This window comes from Rhodococcus sp. IEGM 1351 (genome assembly GCF_030056875.1).
Classification (GTDB): domain Bacteria; phylum Actinomycetota; class Actinomycetes; order Mycobacteriales; family Mycobacteriaceae; genus Rhodococcus_F; species Rhodococcus_F opacus.
Map to the genome: position 1 here is coordinate 1 of NZ_JASHKU010000053.1, position 17,606 is coordinate 17,606.

Annotated in this window: 12 protein-coding genes and 2 pseudogenes; 7 read left to right on the plus strand and 7 right to left on the minus strand. The window is 66.0% G+C overall.

The window, feature by feature from the left end:
- Nucleotides 1–29 precede the first annotated feature (29 nt).
- From QM806_RS39935 to QM806_RS39955, 5 genes are all read right to left on the minus strand, one after another.
- Nucleotides 30–6,446, minus strand: coding sequence for a non-ribosomal peptide synthetase (locus QM806_RS39935; protein ID WP_283294977.1), 6,417 nt, complete (start codon nucleotides 6,444–6,446; stop codon nucleotides 30–32).
- 676 nt (nucleotides 6,447–7,122) lie between these two features.
- Nucleotides 7,123–7,611, minus strand: coding sequence for a hypothetical protein (locus tag QM806_RS39940; protein ID WP_054248416.1), 489 nt, complete (start codon nucleotides 7,609–7,611; stop codon nucleotides 7,123–7,125).
- A gap of 32 nt (nucleotides 7,612–7,643) precedes the next feature.
- Nucleotides 7,644–7,823: a hypothetical protein gene (locus QM806_RS39945; protein ID WP_164709622.1), complete on the minus strand. Its 180-nt coding sequence runs from the start codon at nucleotides 7,821–7,823 to the stop codon at nucleotides 7,644–7,646.
- Nucleotides 7,824–7,825: 2 nt separating this feature from the next.
- On the minus strand, nucleotides 7,826–8,047 hold the full coding sequence (locus tag QM806_RS39950; RefSeq protein WP_164709623.1) for a hypothetical protein: 222 nt from the start codon (nucleotides 8,045–8,047) through the stop codon (nucleotides 7,826–7,828).
- Between the two features lie 646 nt (nucleotides 8,048–8,693).
- The gene (locus tag QM806_RS39955) at nucleotides 8,694–11,048 is read right to left on the minus strand and encodes an arylsulfatase (protein ID WP_054248422.1); all 2,355 of its coding nucleotides are present in this window, start codon (nucleotides 11,046–11,048) and stop codon (nucleotides 8,694–8,696) included.
- Between the two features lie 218 nt (nucleotides 11,049–11,266).
- On the opposite strand from QM806_RS39955, the gene QM806_RS39960 reads away from it, so the two are divergent.
- The 7 genes and pseudogenes from QM806_RS39960 (at nucleotide 11,267) to QM806_RS39990 (ending at nucleotide 16,601) form a co-directional block, all read left to right on the plus strand.
- Entirely contained in the window at nucleotides 11,267–11,923 is a 657-nt protein-coding gene (locus QM806_RS39960; protein WP_043787570.1) for a hypothetical protein, read from the plus strand.
- Nucleotides 11,924–11,928: 5 nt separating this feature from the next.
- Nucleotides 11,929–12,480: a potassium channel family protein gene (locus QM806_RS39965; protein WP_283294978.1), complete on the plus strand. Its 552-nt coding sequence runs from the start codon at nucleotides 11,929–11,931 to the stop codon at nucleotides 12,478–12,480.
- A 79-nt stretch (nucleotides 12,481–12,559) separates the two neighbouring features.
- Nucleotides 12,560–12,973: a DUF1622 domain-containing protein gene (locus tag QM806_RS39970; RefSeq protein ID WP_005562169.1), complete on the plus strand. Its 414-nt coding sequence runs from the start codon at nucleotides 12,560–12,562 to the stop codon at nucleotides 12,971–12,973.
- A 224-nt stretch (nucleotides 12,974–13,197) separates the two neighbouring features.
- The gene (locus QM806_RS39975) at nucleotides 13,198–14,376 is read left to right on the plus strand and encodes a DUF2254 family protein (protein ID WP_169695706.1); all 1,179 of its coding nucleotides are present in this window, start codon (nucleotides 13,198–13,200) and stop codon (nucleotides 14,374–14,376) included.
- Between the two features lie 63 nt (nucleotides 14,377–14,439).
- Nucleotides 14,440–14,799: a hypothetical protein gene (locus tag QM806_RS39980; protein ID WP_054248419.1), complete on the plus strand. Its 360-nt coding sequence runs from the start codon at nucleotides 14,440–14,442 to the stop codon at nucleotides 14,797–14,799.
- Between the two features lie 84 nt (nucleotides 14,800–14,883).
- A pseudogene (locus tag QM806_RS39985) lies at nucleotides 14,884–15,249 on the plus strand (sensor histidine kinase); the annotation flags it as partial.
- A 122-nt stretch (nucleotides 15,250–15,371) separates the two neighbouring features.
- Nucleotides 15,372–16,601 carry an integrase catalytic domain-containing protein gene (locus tag QM806_RS39990; protein ID WP_283294979.1) on the plus strand — a complete coding sequence of 410 codons (1,230 nt, stop codon included), beginning with the start codon at nucleotides 15,372–15,374 and terminating at the stop codon, nucleotides 16,599–16,601.
- On the opposite strand, the pseudogene QM806_RS39995 reads toward QM806_RS39990, so the two are convergent.
- Nucleotides 16,580–17,262: pseudogene (locus QM806_RS39995) on the minus strand (response regulator transcription factor). The gene QM806_RS39990 and the pseudogene QM806_RS39995 sit on opposite strands and share 22 nt — an antisense overlap.
- Nucleotides 17,263–17,372: 110 nt before the next feature.
- Nucleotides 17,373–17,543 (minus strand): DUF308 domain-containing protein, encoded by a 171-nt coding sequence (locus QM806_RS40000; RefSeq protein WP_155756102.1) that lies wholly within the window; start codon nucleotides 17,541–17,543, stop codon nucleotides 17,373–17,375.
- Nucleotides 17,544–17,606 lie beyond the last annotated feature (63 nt).

Sequence of the window (17,606 nt, forward strand, 5' to 3'; positions counted from 1 at the left end):
CCGGACGAAAGTAGTCACAGTTCAAACAGTTACACCGTTAACTTGACAGACCCCGAGGCCACCTGCACCATGCAGTTGACGACGTTGTGGTGGTCGACCGTGACCCCTTTGGGGGTGCCGGTCGATCCGGAGGTGTACATCACGTACGCGGTGTTGTCCGGCCGAAGTGGTGTGGCGCGGTCGTTGTCTCCGGGGATGTCCTCCCGTTGGTCGACCTCGTCCGAGTACGCGTCGAGCAGTAGTGTGGGGATGCCGTTGTCGGGCAGCATGCTCGAGGTGGTGGTGTCGGTCAGGATCAGGATCGGAGCGGCGTCGGTAAGAATGAACCCGGTCCGCGCACTCGGGTAGCGGGGGTCGATCGGCAGATACCCGCCCCCGGCCTCGAGGACGGCCAACAACGCGACGACCAACTCGGGTGACCGCTCCAATGCGACCGCCACCAGCACTTCCGGGCCGACACCCGCACCGATCAGGCGGTGTGCCAGCCGATTCGCTCGACTGCTCAACTCCCGGTAGGTCCAGTTCTCGTCACCGAACGTGACCGCCACCGCAGTCGGAGTCGCGGCGACCTGGGCCTCGAACAGGCCGGAAATCGTCGAGTCCGGTACCGGCGTGCGCGTGTCGTTCCAGGTTCGCAGTACCAGCTCACGCTCGTCGGGCTCGAGGATCTCGTACCCCTCGATCCGCCCGCGGGGATCCGCCACGATCAACTCCGACAACCGCACATACCGGGCCGCGATACCCTCCACCGTCCCGCGGTCGAACAGGTCACTCGCGTACTCGACGACCCCGGCCAGACCCTGGTGACCATCGGGGGTGAGGGTGAAGGACAGGTCGAAACGCGACGTCCCGGTCGGCGCCGGAAGTGTGGTCCATTCCAATCCGGGGAACTCGACCTCGGGAAAAGCGTTGTTCTGCATGGCGAACGACACCTGGAACAACGGATGATACGCCGTCGACCGGGCCGGATTCAGCAACTCCACCAACCGCTCGAACGGCGCATCCTGATTCTCGTACGCCGCCAACGCCTTACCCCGCACCCGGTCGAGCACCTGATCGAACCGCGGGTTCCCCGACAGATCCACCCGCAGCACCCAGGTATTGACGAAGAACCCCACCAACTCGGTCAACGCTTCGTCGGTACGGCCCGCAATCGGTCCCCCGATCGCAACGTCCTCCCCCGCGCCAAGCCGGTGGAGCAGCACGCCGAGCACAGATTGCAGCACCATCGAGGGTGTTGCCCCACCTCTGCGGGCAAGTTCCGTGACTGCCGAAGCACGTTCCGGTGCGATCACGAACTCCACCGTGCCACCCCGGTAACTCGATTCGGCCGGACGTCGACGATCAGTCGGCAACTCGATACACTCGGGCAGCCCCGCCAACTCGGCCCGCCAATACTCGACCTGTGCGGCAAGCACACTCCCCGGATCATCCGCACTGCCCAGAAGCTCCCGCTGCCACAAGGTGTAATCGGCGTACTGCACCGGCAACGGCACCCACCCCGGCATCTCGCCGTCGGTCCGCGCCGCATATGCGACCGCGATGTCGCGGGCCAACGGCGCCAACGAACCCCCGTCCCCCGCGATATGGTGCAGCACCAATACCAGGATGTGCTCTCGGGAACCACATTCCAACAGTGATGCTCGGATGGGAATCTCGCCGGACAAATCGAACCGATATCCCGCCGCCTCCGCAACGGCCTGCCTCGACCGCGCCTGATCGATCTTCTCCGCGTGCACCGGAATCGGGACTTCCTCCGCGGGCAGGATCCGCTGGAACGGCACCCCTTCGTCCTCCCCGAACACCGTCCGCAGGCTCTCGTGCCGAGCCACCACATCCCCGACCGCCGCGACCACCGCCTCGATGTCGAGGGCGCCGGTCAACCGCACTGCCACCGGAATGTTGTACGTCGCCGACGGTCCCTCGAACCGATACAGGAACCACAACCGGGCCTGCGCAAACGACAACGGCACCCGATGGGGCCGCGCCCACGGGAGCAACGGCACCCGCGCCACCGCGGCCTCGCCCAGCCGGGGTGCCAACTCCGCCACCGACGGGGATTCGAACACCACCCGGATCGGCACCTCCACGCCCAGCGCGTTGCGGATCAACCCCACCAACCGCGTCGCGGACAGAGAATGCCCGCCCAGGTCGAAGAAACTGTCGTCGATCCCCACCCGCGGAAGACCGAGCACGTCACCGTAGAGCGACGCGAGAGTCTCCTCCACCGGTGACCGCGGGGCCCGAAACACGCCCCCGATGAATTCCGGTGCCGGCAACGCTTTCCGATCGAGCTTGCCGTTCACGGTCAACGGCAACCGATCCAGCACCACCACCGCCGCGGGCACCATGAACTCCGGCAGTCGTCCGGCCACGAAGCGTCGAACCTCGGACGACAGCCTGCTTGCACCGGGGTCGTTGACGTACTCGGTCATGTCGCCGAGTGGACCGTCGGGCAGGTAGACATCGGATACCGCGACCGATGCCTGCGTATTCTCGTGCGGCCGGGTGGTGATGTCGGTGAATATCACGTCCATCAGGCCCGGTGTCGGTGACCAGGTCACCGACACCGCGAACCCCAGCTCCTCACCGATGTCGTGACAGTCCTGCGGCAACATGGCGTCCGTTCGACTGTCCGCGTCACGCCGGGTGGGGACGTGGTCGCGGTCAGCGGCGTCGTCGAGCGCGTGTGTGGCATCGACATCGGGCGCCAACCCCGCGTGCGGCACACCGATCACCCGCACACGGTCCGGACGCCGGCCCGTCAGGAACTGCCGCAGCGCGGTGGGATCGCCGAATCGTTGCCACGCCGTCGACGGCACATCAGCCAGCGACCGGGTCTTCGCGGGCCTCTTACGTAGAACGACTTCGTATCTGTAACAGCTTAATTCGTTGACTGCGCGGAGGCGCTCGAGTTGAATGTCGACTCCGCCGATGTCGGGGATCAGCGTCGGCAATGCTGTGAAGAACTCGGGCGCGAGCAGCAACTCCTGCTCGGCGGCAATGCCCCGGCGCACCCGATCGCGAATCACCACGGCAGTCGTGTCGGCATCCGCGTGGGCGATCTGCACGCCTGTCGCGAATTCCCGGAGCAACGCGAGATTTCGCACGTCGCCGAGGAACAGCGCGCCCCCGGGGCGCAGCAATCGCAGTGCCGTGCCGATCACGTCGATCAGGTACCCCGCGTTCGGGAAGTACTGCACGACCGAGTTCAACACCACGGTGTCGAAAACACCGTGCGGCACACCCCCGAGGTCGTCGGCGGCCTGGACCCGCAGGTGCACGCGCTCGACCCATGGGTCCTGCCGCTCCGCCAACCGCGATCGCAAGGCGTCGATCGTGGGAGCGGAAAAGTCCGTGCCCCAATACTCTTCGCAGTGCGGCGCCAACTGTGAGAGCAACAGTCCTGTTCCGACCCCGATCTCCAGCACCCGAGCCGGCCCGAGCTCGCGAATCCGAGCCACGGTCGCCGCGCGCCATTCCCGCATGTGCTCGAGGGCGATGGGCTTCCCGGTATAGCTACTGTTCCACCCCCCGAAATCCTCTCCGAACGCGGTCGAGTCCAGCTGCTCACCGGCATGGGACGCGTCCCCGGCATACAGGTCGTCGTATACCCGCCGCCACTGCGACACCAGCTCGGCCTCCCGTGCTCTGTCACGGACGAGCGAGACGCCCCTGTCGAGCACCACATACCCCACCAGCTGCGTGTCGGTTCCGGTGTCCCCGTCCGCACGATCGGCGCCGGAAGGGGGTTCGCGGGCGATCACCGCCGCCTGTGTCACCGCAGGATGTGACATCAGTGCCGTCTCGACCTCCCCCGGCTCGACCCGGAATCCCCGAACCTTCACCTGCTCGTCCACGCGTCCGACGAAATCGAGCATGCCGTCGGACGTCCACCGCACCACGTCGCCGGAGCGATACATTCGCGAACCGGGTTCTCCGAACGGGCACGCTACGAACCGTTCCGCCGTCAACCCGGCCCTACTCACATATCCTCGGCCCACCCCGAACCCGGCGACATACAACTCTCCCGCAGCACCGATCGGCACCGGCACCAATGCCGACCCCAACACGAAGACCCGCGTGTTACCGATAGGAATCCCGATCGGACTTCGACCCCCGTGCCCGGCGCGTGCGGTCAACTCCAGGTAGCTCACGTGCACCGTGGTTTCGGTGATGCCATACATGTTCACCAGAATCGGACTGTTCGGACGTTCGCCCGGGAACCAGCCGCGTAGCCGGCCCGGGTCCAATGCCTCCCCGCCGAACACCACCATTCGCAGTACCGAATCAGGCCCCGGGGAATGGTCCTCGCGTTCGGCATCTGCGAACTCGTAGAACGCGGAGGGGGTCTGATTGAGGATCGTCACCTGCTCCCGCCGCACCAGATTCCACAACTCGGCGGGCGAGCGCACCACTTCCCAGGGCACGATCACGGCCCGCCCGCCGTGCGTCAATGCCCCCCACAACTCCCACACCGAGAAGTCGAAGGCCTGCGAATGACACCACGCCCACACGTCCCCGCCTCCGAAACCGCACCACCGATCGGTTCCGGCGAACAACGACACCACGTTGCGGTGGCTGATGACGACCCCTTTCGGGGTGCCGGTCGAACCGGACGTATACATGACGTACGCGGTATTGCCCGGTCTCAGCGGGGCGATCCGGTCATCGTCGGCGGGGTTGATCACCACTGATATGCCGTCGGTGTCGGCGTCGTCCAGGTCCAACACGAGACAGGGAATGTCGTTGTCCGGCAACGATTCCACGGTCGCGGTGTCGGTCAAGAGCAGGAGCGGTGCGGCATCGGTGAGAATGAAAGCGGTTCGCGCGCTGGGATAGTTCGGATCGATCGGGAGATATCCGCCGCCGGCCTTGAGAGTAGCGAGTAGCGCGACGATCAACTCGGAGGACCGTTGCATCGCGACTGCTACGAGGGATTCCGGGCCCACACCGCGAGCGATGAGGTACCGCGCCAACCGATTCGCTCGACCATTGACGTCTCGATATGTCCAGTGCCGATCGCCGAGAGTGAGTGCCACCGCGTCGGGTGTCGCGGCGGCCCGCTGTTCGACCAGGTCGGGAATCGTGGCCCGGGGTACCGGTACCGTCGTGTCGTTCCAGGTACGCAGAACCAGTTCGCGTTCGGCGGGTCGGAGGAAGTCATGTTCCTCTATCCGGCCTTCCGGGTCGGCGACGACCGCACGGACGAACGCCATCAGCAGATCTGCATAAAGCCGCACATCTTCACCGCTGTACAGCGCGCCGTTCGCGTCGATCTCGACATTCATTCCGGCACTGCCCCGACCGCCGTAGTAGATCGAAATCGAGAGGTCGTCCACGGGGCCGAACGACACGCCGCGCATGGATGCCGGATTGCCTGCAAAATCGATCGAATCGAAGAACGGAATGATATTCAGAATCGGACCGAAACGATTCTCCACGGATCCGGACAGTCCTCTGTCTCTCCTGACATCGGAGCCCTGATAACGGGAATGACGCAAGATGGCACGAATCTCGGTACCCACGTCGTGTGCGACGGCGGCGAAAAGCGCCCGCGGTGGGATCTCCACCCGGAAGGGCACCGCATTCGACACCAACCCGGGTGTGCGTCGTGCGGCCCCGACCCGATTGGCGACGGCCAATCGCATCATGAACTCCGACATCCCCGAGAGGCGATGGAAGAGTCCGGCTACCGCTGCCGCCAGGAAACCCGGCATCGGAATCCCGATCGACTCTGCCGCCGTCAGCAACTGCGCGGTCTCGTCGTCCGACACCGTCAGGCTGTGATGCAAAGTCACGGGAACCGGCGAACTCGGATGCCGCGGCAGTCGAAGTGGTTCGGGCAAGGCGGCGGTGTAGTTCCGCCAGAACTCCTTGTCGCGGGTGAATCGGTCGGACCGCCGGTAGCGGGCATCTTCGTCGACGATCAACTCCGGTCCACCGAATCCGGATTCAGGAATCGGTCTGCCGGTCTTCAGCGCTGTGTAGATTTCACCTATTCGAAGCGCAAGAATGGCGACGCCGAACCCGTCCATCACGATGTGGTGGCACACGGCGCACAGGAAGAATCGCGCGCTGTGAACCTTGATCAAGCCTGCTCGATACAGCGCATCCCGTTCCAGATCGAAGGGCACGGCGCCGACCTCGGCCATCGACGCGCTCGCTGCTGATTCGGGGTCTTCCTCAGCACTGACATCGATGAAGAACGGCTTCCACGAGTTCGCGTCCCGCACGACCTGGCGGGGGCCATCCTCGTCCTCGACGAAATTCACCAGTACCGAGCGAGCCTCGTCCGCCACTCGCCGCAGCGCGGCGTCCATCACCGAAGGGTCGATGTCGCCGGAAATGTCGAGATAAGCCGCAATATTGTTCGACAGGCCAGGCGCCAACTTCTGCGCCAGCCAGAGCGCCTCCTGGGCAGACGAAACCCGAAACGAGTCCATCGCGACCATCATCGCCCTCCCGAACACCGGGAGGGTTTCGCCTGGGGGCGAGGTCGATCAGCGTCGACTTGTCGGCATCGCCCTTCCGTTCGCACGGGTCGATTCGCCATAACCATCCATAGAGGGAATCCTCTGATAGTTGAGCCTAACGCGCAGCCTCGACCCCGGGACGGCCTTTGATCGACTTGGATCGCCTTTCCCTCGTCGGAGAGACGCCCGGACGTCAACCTTGTTGTGGACGGCTGGCCTCGACTTCCAGGGACGGCGGACTTAGTGGAAAGGTTCCGTTGGGTCCAGTTGGGTCCCCCCGCATCGGGCGAGAGGCGGACGCACCAGCAATGGCCATTCCAGAATGTGCGATTCGTACCCAGACGAGGACGCGCGCCAAGTACGGCGCTGGTGACGCCAAGTCCGCGAACCAGCCGAAGCCGGGTCGGAGCGCTCATGATGTCCTCGCGTTATGTGAACCAATCCTGCACGGTCTTCTATCTCAGGCCAGTCTGGCCGTGGATTTCCCAAGAATCGGTCTCCTACGGGCCGTCAGATCAGGACCAGCACGGCGATGAGCGCGAGTAACGTCACGACACCCGTCGTGGCTATCGAGCCGAACGCCGCGGGTGCGAAGACCCCGGCCTCGAGCTGGCGGCGCTCGGTCGCACGTCCCGATGTCCGGTCGTCACAGCGGCACGGTCCCTCGGTCGGCGAGGACACCGCGCAGTGTTCGCAGCGCCCGGTGCTGGTCGAGAAGTACCTCCCCCGGTGTCCGGCCGAGCGATGTCGCAGTGTCTTCGGCGCCGAGTCCGACGATCAACCGCAGGATCAGCACATCCCGCTCGCGCGCACACAACACCTCGACGCCCGCGGGAAGTGGAGCACGGCGGCCGCAGGAGGCAGCGACGGTTCGGGTGATCATCCCACTGGTCATCGTATTCAGAAGGTGCAGGAACGGCTCACCGGCAGCAGGCCGATCGGCGAGCATGTGCAGAACCGACGAGCACGCACCGTCCGCGACCGAATCCGCGACCGCGGGGTCGAGTTCGGCTGGGCAGCGGCGGATGGCCATCGGCCGGATCGCAGCGTGCAATCTGCTCATCGCGTCCCGGTCTCCGCCACGTGAAGCTGCTGCGAGACGGTCGAACGAGTCGAGTCGGAACGAGGGCCTCATGCGGGGCTCCTCATCTCACCTGTATTGCCTTGTCAGAAGCACCAGTTGAGACTGGCCGATCCCAGCGGCACGCCGAAGCAGATCGTCACCGACCCGGCGGTGGGAGTCGCGGCGGGTACTGCCTGTGCGGCCGAAGCCGTGGGCGCGGTCAGGGCGCCGAGGGACAGAGTGATGGCAATCGCGGAGAGCGCGGCGGCAATTCGAGTAGACATTTTCAGGGTCCTTGATGTGGTTGATGAATGAAGACAATCGCGCACCGGCACGACACCCGCACCGAGCGCGATTGACGTGATCGGTTTTGCTGGTTCTCCAGCTCCTCCCAGTCGGCGAACATCGCCTCGATACGGCTCTTGATTTCGAACGTGCGGAAGAATTCCGGACGAGTACAGAGGAAGTCAGTGCTGCCGCCGCGGACATGATCTGACGCCTCTTGCATGCGTCAACTTTCGACCGACGTGGCAGGGGACATCGGGATCGTGAATCCGAGAGCGCGATGCCGATCCCGGTAACTTCGAGCGTCTCATGTGCTGGAGCGACTGTTGTAGAGCACAAGGTCATCAACGGCGCCAGCGGGTACGAAACAACGCTAGCGACACGCGGGAATCCGTCTCTGGCCCTTCACAGTCCTTCCGAGTCCGGACAAGAACCCGGCGATGAGAGCCCCGACAGTCGAGCGCCGACGGGAATTCCCGGAACAGGTGCTCCACGAGGACGAGACCGCCCACACCGAGGCTGCCACGCGGTCGCTGCCGGGCTGATCTTCTCGGCGCCGGGCTGCTGGTGTCCGCCTATGGCACCTTCCGGTACCGAGGCGTCGGCCGCAAGCTCGAGGCCGGGGTCCTCGCGCGGCCGGCGTTCGGCTCGATAGCCACGGCGACGTTACACGCGCTCATCGCAGTCGTGGTGGTGATCTGACGCGGCCGCAGCGACCGACGTCTCGGATCGAGTGTCACGCCGCCGCGGCCGACGATGGGCGGCGACGGACGACGCAAGAACAGTATGCGGACACGGCCGGAGTCCGATCCAGTGGTGCGGCGGCCAGCCGGGCCGGTGCTGATCGATCGACAATCGCGTGATCGCCGTCAGTCGATCATGAACCAGCCCCGGACCTGTGCCTCGTGGTCGACGTAGCGTTCGCCGGAGACGTCGACGACGACCTTGTCGATGGTGCCGCCGGTGAACGGGAACGGTGCGGTGTAGTCGGCGGTGACCGGGGAGGCGCTGTCGCGTCCCACACAGATACCGTCGCCGACGAGGCAGAACACGCCGGGCTGGGTGACGATCTCGCTGCTGGCGACCTGTTGGTCGTCGAGGTAGAGGTCGAGGGTGCCGGCGAATCCGGGCATGGTCGGGTCCTCGTTCTTGCCTTTCACGGTGAATTCGGCGGTGCACACGTGGGCGCCCGGGGTGAGGTCGCGGTCGGCGGCGACGTCCTCGATGCGGGTGCCGAGCCAGTTAAAGGTGTAGCGGAGTCGGTGATCCTTGACGTAGAGGCTGTGTCCGCCGGCGACGCCGCCGTGCGCGTAGAGCACGCCCTCCGCGTCGGGGGTGTCGACGTGGACTCCCGCCGCGATGGTGAAGGAGCGGCCGGTGATGGCGGCACCCGCGCTTTCGGGGACGTCCGCGCAGTTCGGGTAGTAGACGTAGTGGTCGCGGGGCTTGGCGGGGTGCGGGCGGTCCGAGAGGACCTGTTCGAGGGCGTTGCGGTCATCGAGGGGCAGGCCCTTGAAGACGCCGGCGTAGTAGAACCAGAGTTCCTTCATCTCGGCGAGGCGGTCCGGTTCGGTGTCGGCGAGGTTGTGGGACTGGGCTCGGTCCTCGTCGAGGTTGTAAAGCTCCCAGACGTCGTGGTGAAAGTTGCCCCAGCCCGAGATCGGCGGGTGCAGGGCACACGCGAGCCACCCCTCGTGGTACAGGGATCGCTGGCCGAGCATCGCGTAGAACTGCGTCTCCTTCCCCGGGGCGGTGGGGTCGGTCAACGATGCGGCGAAGCTCTCACCCTCGATCGGACTCTGCGTGTAGCCCTTGAGCACCGCGGGCGGGTCGATGTCGAGGAGTTCGTAGATGGTGGGCACGACGTCGACCGCGTGAATGTACTGGTGCAGCGGTTCGGGGCGGGGCGCCAGCTTCGCCGGCCAGGAGATCATGCACATGTCGGCGATGCCGCCCTCGTAGCCGGCCCACCGCTTCCAGTACGGGAACGGGGTGTCGAACGCCCAGGCCCATCCGGTGTTGTAGTGGTTGTACGAGGCGGGACCACCGAGTTCGTGCAGGTGCGGCAGTGTCACCTCGGTGGTGTCGGCGACGCCGTTGAAGAACCGCCATTCGTTGAACGACCCGTTCGGGCCGCCCTCGCCGCTTGCGCCGTTGTCGGAGATCACCACGAGCAGGGTGTTGTCCAGTTCGCCCGAGTCGGCGAGGAAGTCGATCACTCGGCCGAGCTGATCGTCGGCGTAGGAGATGAATCCGGCAAACACCTCGGCCATCCGGATGAACAGGCGCTGTTCGTCGGCGGTGAGCGAGTCCCACGGGCGGACGGTGTCGAGCATCGGCCAGAGCTGACCGTCCGGGCCTGTGGTGTTCGGCTCGCCGTGAGGATTGATCGGCGAGAGCTCGGTGTCCGCCGGTAACAAGCCCAGTTCTTTTTGGCGGGCCAGGATCTCGGCGCGGATGGCCTCGTAGCCCTGGTCGAATTTGCCCTTGTATTTGTCGGCCCATTCGGAGGGGACGTGGTGCGGGGCGTGCCCGGCCTGTGGGGCCAGGTACATGAAGAAAGGTTTGTCGGGGTTGACGGCCTTGGCGTCGCGGATGAACTCGATCGACTTGTCGGACAGGTCCTTTGAGAGGTGGTAGCCGTCCTCGGGGGTTGCGGGTGCCTCGATCGGGTGGTTGTCGTAGACGAGGTCGGGGTACCAGCTGTTGGACTCGCCGCCGAGGAAGCCGTAGAAGCGTTCGAAGCCGCGGCCGAGCGGCCACCGGCTCTTGACCGCCGACATGTTGCATTCCTCGCTCGGGGTCAGATGCCATTTGCCGACGCAGTAGGTGTTCCAGCCGCGTTCGGCCAGTACCTCGGAGATGAATCCGTTCTCGAACGGGATGTGGGTCGAGATGCCGGGGAACCCGGAGCTGAGTTCGGCGACCGTGGCCATCCCGTTGGAGGTGGCGTTGCGGCCGGTCAGCAGCGACGCACGGGTGGGCGAACACAGCGCCGTGGTGTGAAAGTTGGAGTAGCGCACACCCGCGTCGGCGATGCGCCGCATGGTGGGGGTCTCGATGGGACCGCCGAAGACGTCCATGCTGCCGTAGCCCACGTCGTCCCACGCAATGATCAACACGTTCGGGGCGCCCTCGGGGGCCTGGGCGGGCAGGTACGGCGACCAGTCCGCCACCGAGTCTCGAATGTCGACCGCGATCTTGCCCTTAAGGTTGCTGGCCATGGTGGTGCTCCTCCGGTCGACGGCCCGCTTGCGCACTTCTCGGCATGCGGGAACCCCACCTTTCAGCGTGGTCGGTGTGGTGTCAGGGCGTCTTCGCACCACCAGCACAAGCCGCGCGGGACTTATTCGCGCACAGTGCAGCAAAGCGCACCGCGGCCACGGCCGGGGTTCGGTGGCCCGCTGGCTTCCCACACCCGAGTTCGGTCATGATGGAACCCATGGCCCATCCGCGCAGCGAGGCCCAGTTCCACCACCTGCGGACGCCGCGGTCCGCGGCGATCGCGGGCATCATCTTCGGTGCGCTCTTCGCCACCAGCATTGTCCTACTGGTCACGGCGATGCCGACCACGCCGGGGGCGCCGTGGGTGCGCGGCGGTTCGAAGATCACCACCGCCCTGTTCCTCGCCCCGATCGCGGGCATCGCCTTCTTGTGGTTCATCGGGGTGCTCCGCGACCGGTTCGGCGACCTCGAGGACCGCTTCTTCTCGACCGTCTTCCTGGGCAGCGGACTGCTGTTCCTCGCCATGACCTTCGTGTCGATGGCGCTCGCGGGCGCACTGCTCGCCGTCTCCCGCCACTCGTCGGATGTCGTCGAGACCGACATCGTCTTCTTCGGGCGGGAGGTGATGCTGCACATCAACAACGTCTACTCCGTGCGCATGGCCGCGGTGTTCATGATCTCCCTGGCCACGATGTGGCTGCGGACCAGGCTGATGCCGAAGCCGCTGGTGATCGGGACGTATCTGCTCGCCGTGGTGCTCTTGGTGGTCGTCAGCTTCAGCTTCTGGGTGGCGCTGGTCTTCCCGGCGTGGGTGCTGGTAGTCAGTGTGTACATCCTCGCCACCGATCACCGGCAACCAGCTCGTCCGGACTGACACCGGTGGGGACGGCGCGTCGTCTGGCAGACCTGGATCACCGCCGCCGACGGTGGGCCGTCCTGCGTGCCGTCCTGGCGGTTGCGGCGACCTGGGCGCTGCTCGGCGCCGTCTACTACCTGGTGCCGGCGAGGAACTACCTCGAAGAGGGCGCCGGCGCCCGGGTGGTGGTCGGAGGTGCGCTCTTCGCCGGAGTTCTGGTGTGGCAGATCCGCCGGATCCTGCGCGCCCCGCTGCCCCAGCTGCGTGCGATCGAAGCCCTCGGCGCGATCATCGCGCTGTTCCTGCTCCCCTTCGCCACCACCTATCTGGCGCTGTCCCACACCAGTCCGGCCTCGTTCAACCAGCACCTCGACCACACCCGGGCCCTGTACTTCACCATCTCCATCTTCTCGACGGTCGGGTTCGGCGACATCGTCCCCAGAACCGACACCGCCCGCATCCTGGTCAGCGCGCAGATGCTCCTCGACCTGATCCTCCTCGGGGCCGTGGTGAAACTCCTCGTCACCGCCGCCAGGACCGGTCTCGGACGAGCACATCCAGGACCGCCTTGGTAGGTGGGTTTGCACCACATCGGGTCGCGCCCCTGAATCGGAAAAGCCGTCCCAGAAACGAACTCACAGGAAATGGACCGACATGAACACTGTCAGATTCTTCGAGCTGGCGACGGAATCGTTCGAGGTGTTGGGTGTTCTGTCGATGGTTGTCGGGTTCCTCTTCGCGTTCGTCCTCGCGGCGTGGACATGGAGGCGAACCGCTGATGGTGGTCGGGCGTTCACCACCCTGCGTCAATCACTCGGAGGGGCGATCCTGCTCGGTCTGGAGTTACTGGTCGCGGCGGACATCGTCAAGACCGTCACGTCCGCGCCCTCCCTCACGGACGCGGCCGTCCTGGGGGTGATCGTGCTGATCCGGACCGTGCTGAGCCTGTCCATCGAAATCGAGATCGACGGAGTAGCACCTTGGAAGAAGGCATTCGTCACCGGACCCCAGGTCCTCGCGCAGGCCACACGCCAGTCGACGCGACAGGACCCCGACCCGCACGAGTGAGGCCCGAACTGCCCCGAGTCTCGCACCCCCGCACCGACCGTGTGCAGGCATCGAACCCTCATTGCCGACCCTCGACGATCTGTCCTTCGGCGCCGCGGCGAGAGACGGTTCACCACCGCTGCTCTGGCCGACAGCGGGCTCGGAGTGCTTTGGTGGAACAGGAGGGGCACACCGATGCAGAGGCGGCTGGTCAGGTCGGGGTCCCCGCCCTAGGAGGGCAGGTCATGAGCAAAGCCGCCACCGCCGGTGCCTACCGTCATCGACGAATCCTGAACGCCGAACTCGCGGTGCTGTACATCCTCGCCGGGCTGGGTCTGGGACTGACCGTGCCGAGAATTCGGCGTGGACCCGACCTGCCGGCCCAACAGGTGATCGGCGTCCTGACCACGATCGGACTCGGCGTGCTCGGCCTGGTCGCCGTCATCTTTTCGCTGGGGATCCTGGTCGGACGGTGGGCGGCCTCGAACTACAGCCCGCGCCTGACCCAATTCCGCGACACCCCGATCTTGCGGCAGACCTTCGCGTTCGCCCTCGGTGTGACCGTCTTCTGCATCTCGGCGGCCTTCACCATCGGCCCCCGCGCCCGGGTATCGATGGCCGTCCTGATTACCGCCATCGTCTTGCTGGTTCTGATGGCGGGCCTGCTCCGGACACTCCAAGTGACAGTGGCAACCTCCATTCAACTCTCGCCCGTCCTGAGTTCCATCGCCGCCCGCGGCCGCAACCTCCTCGACGCCGCGTACCCGGACGACGCCGGCACCACGGCGTCACCCGCGGCGCCCCTGCCCGCGCCTTGCACGACGGTTACCTGGCCGAATCCCACGACCGTGCTGCAAAGAATCCAGGTCGACCGCCTCGTCTGCGCCGCGCAGGCCGCGAATGCGGTCATCGTCCTGCGCGCAGCCCCTGGCATCACCCTGCAGTGCGGCGTGCCCGTGGCCGACATCCACGGACAGCTCCCCGCCTCGGTAGTCCTCGGCGGGCTGGTCGTCGGCAGCGAGCGGACGTTCGAACAAGACCCGCTGTTCGCCTTCCGGCTGCTGACCGACATCGCGCTACGCGCCCTGCGGCCCAATGACCCGGCAACCACCGTCCAGGCCCTGGACTACATCGAGGACCTGCTCGGCCGGGCCGCCGCAGCACCGACCGAACCCCGCCGCGTCACCGACGACCACAACGCTCTGCGCCTGGTGATCGTACGACCGACCTGGGACGAGTTCGTTCGGACCAGCCTCGACGATCTCATCACCGCCGCGGCGACCACACCGAGTGTCCTGATCCGCCTCCAGCTACTGCTCGAACGCGTGCAGCATCGGGCCCACCCGGACCACCATGAGGTGCTCACCGCGCGGCTGACCCGGGTGAACGACCACCTCACCAAACTCCTTCCACCTCTCGCGTGAACAGCCTGGGACAGAACGAACCCTGGGCGGCACATCCAGTTAGCGACACGAAGCGAGGACATCATGACCGCAACCCGAGCCCGGCTGATTCGGTTCCTCGGCGTCACCCGGGCGACAGTGGGCGTGGCAGCCCTGGTGCGGCCCCGGCTGGTGTATCGCTGTCTCGGGGTCAGTGCCGGCGCCGACGGCGACACCGTGGCACGGCTGTTCGCCATCCGCGAGGTCGCAGTGGCCGCTGCGGCCCTGCAACCGGACCCCACCGGACGCCGGCTCGGATTGGCCGTGGGGGTGATAGTCGACTCGGTGGATGCGGTATCGGTAGCAATGGGCAGTCGGAAAGGCGTCAGCGCCACGGGTGCGGTACTCGTGGGAGGCGCGGCGGCTCTCTATACGGTCGCCGGCGCCTACGCGCTCATCAGCTGAGGACGTACGCGGTTCCGTGCACCCGACTCATCGAGGGAACCGACGAGATCGCCGCAGCGACATCACCTATCTCGTACCGTCCGGGCCGGGGATCCGCAGCAGCTGGCCCGACTGGTCCGCAACCTCGTCGACAACGCCGCCCACCACGCCCACACCCGAATTTCCCTTGCGTGCCGCAGGTGCGAGGGGAACGCCGTCATCGAGGTGGCCGACGACGGACCGGGCATCGCCCCGGTGGACCGGGCGCGGATCTTCGAGCGATTCGTGCGCCTCGACACTCCCCGAACCCGCGAATCCGGTGGTTCCGGACTCGGACTCGCCATCGCCGCCGAGATCGTCGCCGCACACCACGGGTCGATCGACATCCTCGACCGGGAGGGTGGGGGTGCGCAGTTCGTGGTCACGCTCCCGCTCGGCGACGACCCCTATATCTCCGAGGGCATCGAGTAACCCACGCCGCGCGTTGACTCACGAAAAATGCGCGCATAACCCTATTCGTTGCCTCATCGAGGAATGCGCGCGTACGGCGCGCCTACCCGGCCCGAGGATGGGTTGTCGGATAGGCCCGGAAGATGGGACTGACGATGAGTCAACGCAAGGCTGTGACGAAGACGGTCGCGACGCGGTATCGGCGGGCCGACAAGTCCGGGAAGGGCCGGATCCTCGACGAGCTGTGCGCCACGACCGGGTGGCATCGCAATCATGCCCGTAAGGCACTCGCCCAGGCGTGCACACCGCGGATCGTCAGGCCCCGCGTCCCGCGGCCGCCAAAGTACGGGCCGAAAGTGGTGGCGGCGCTGATCTTCTGCTGGGCGGTGCTGGGTATGCCCGCCGGGAAGCGGCTGGCCCCGATCCTGCCCGAGCTGGTGGGAGTTCTGCGCCGCTTCGATGAACTCGACATCGACGACGGCACCGCCGCGTTGCTGGTGTCGATGTCGGCGGCCACCATCGACAGGCGCCTGGCCCCCGAACGGAAGAAGCACGAGCTGAGGGGCCGCAGCCACACCAAGCCGGGGTCGCTGCTCGAGTCGCAGATCCCGATCCGCACCTGGGCGGACTGGGACGACGCGAAACCGGGGTTCGTCGAGGTCGACCTGGTCGGCCACGACTGCGGCAACGCTGCAGGTGAGCACGCCTACACGCTGACGGTGACCGACATCGCCACCGGGTGGACCGAGAACCGCAGCGTGCGCAACAAGGCCCGCAAATGGGTGATCGCCGCGCTGGACGAGATCGCGAAGATCACGCCGTTCCCGATACTCGGCGTGGACAGCGACAACGGTTCGGAGTTCATCAATCATCACCTGCTGGCGTGGTGCGAGAAGCGCAAGATCACCTTCACTCGGTCGCGGCCCGGCAACTCCAACGACGGCTGCCACGTGGAGCAGAAGAACTGGGCGATCGTGCGCACCGTCGTCGGCTACCACCGCTATGACACCGAAGCAGAACTGTTGCTGCTCAACAAGATCTGGGTGCTGCAGTCGCAGCTGGCGAACTACTTCTGCCCGCAACAGAAACTCGTCTCGAAGGTCCGCACCGGCGCGAAGGTCGCCAAGAAGTACGACACGGCCACCACCCCACACCGCCGCGCCGAACACCACAAAGCGGTCGGGAAACACGACAAGGAGATCCTTGCCGACACCTACACCGGCATCAACCCCGCCGCCGTCCAACGGCAGATCCAGGCGCTGACCACCGAACTGCTCACGATCGCCACCAACAAGGCCGGGCCGGCCAAAGGCCGCCCCTCCACGCGCGCACTCTCGAATGAGTCAACGAATCAGACTTCGCGCGCATCTTGACATGAGGCAATAGGCGCCCGGACGGTGTCGATGCTCGTCGTACCGATTGGGCGTCGATCTTGCGCCGAAGATACCCGATGTAGACCTCCACGATGTTGTCGTCGCCCTCGTAATTGACACCCCAAACAGATTGCAGAATATCGTGTTTGGTGACGACCGCACCGGCGTGGCGCATCAGGTATTCGAGCACGCTGTACTCGCGGGGCGTGAGCTGGAGGCGGGTCTCCCCGCGGGTGACCCGCCGCATCGCCGGATCCAACGAGAGTCCCCCAGCGCGCAGGACCGGCGGCCGCGGCGGAGCCCCGCGCCGCACCAGCGCCCGCAACCGGGCCACCAGCACCACGAACGAGAACGGTTTGACCAGATAGTCGTCGGCACCGAGGTCGAACGCATCGGCGAGGTCGTATTCGCCGTCCTTGCCGGAGAGCATCAGCACCGGCGTCCACACCCGCTGCTGACGCATCTCCCGCACCACGTCGTACCCGTGTTTGCCGGGCAACATGATGTCGAGGACCACCACATCGAAGCCGCCCTCTGTCGCGGCCGCCAACCCGGCGATGCCATCGTGTTCGACCTGCACGGTGCACCCATCGGCCGTCAGGCCGCGGCGCACCGTCTCGGCCAGTCGCGTTTCGTCCTCGACCAGCAACACCAGCTCCACACCATCCCCGACACCAAAAGGCCAACGGTACGACCATCCACTGCCGACCACGCCGTCCACTTCACCGAGGCGGCCGACCTGAGGACGAGCGCCCGGGCAGTGGTGTCTGGTCAGCTCCGGATCCGCACCGCTCCGACGATCAGCACGACGCCGACCACGACGGCGTACCACGCGATGACCGGCACGATGCCCACAATGCCGGCGCCCGGGGCGAGCAGCAGCAGAACCCCGCACAGGGCCGCGAGGAGGCTGGCCGCCAGCATCCATCTACGCGCCGGCACCGAGCCGACTTAGAGCGTGTCTCATGTGGGGTGCCTCTCTGTTTGTCAAGCGGCCCTTGCGGA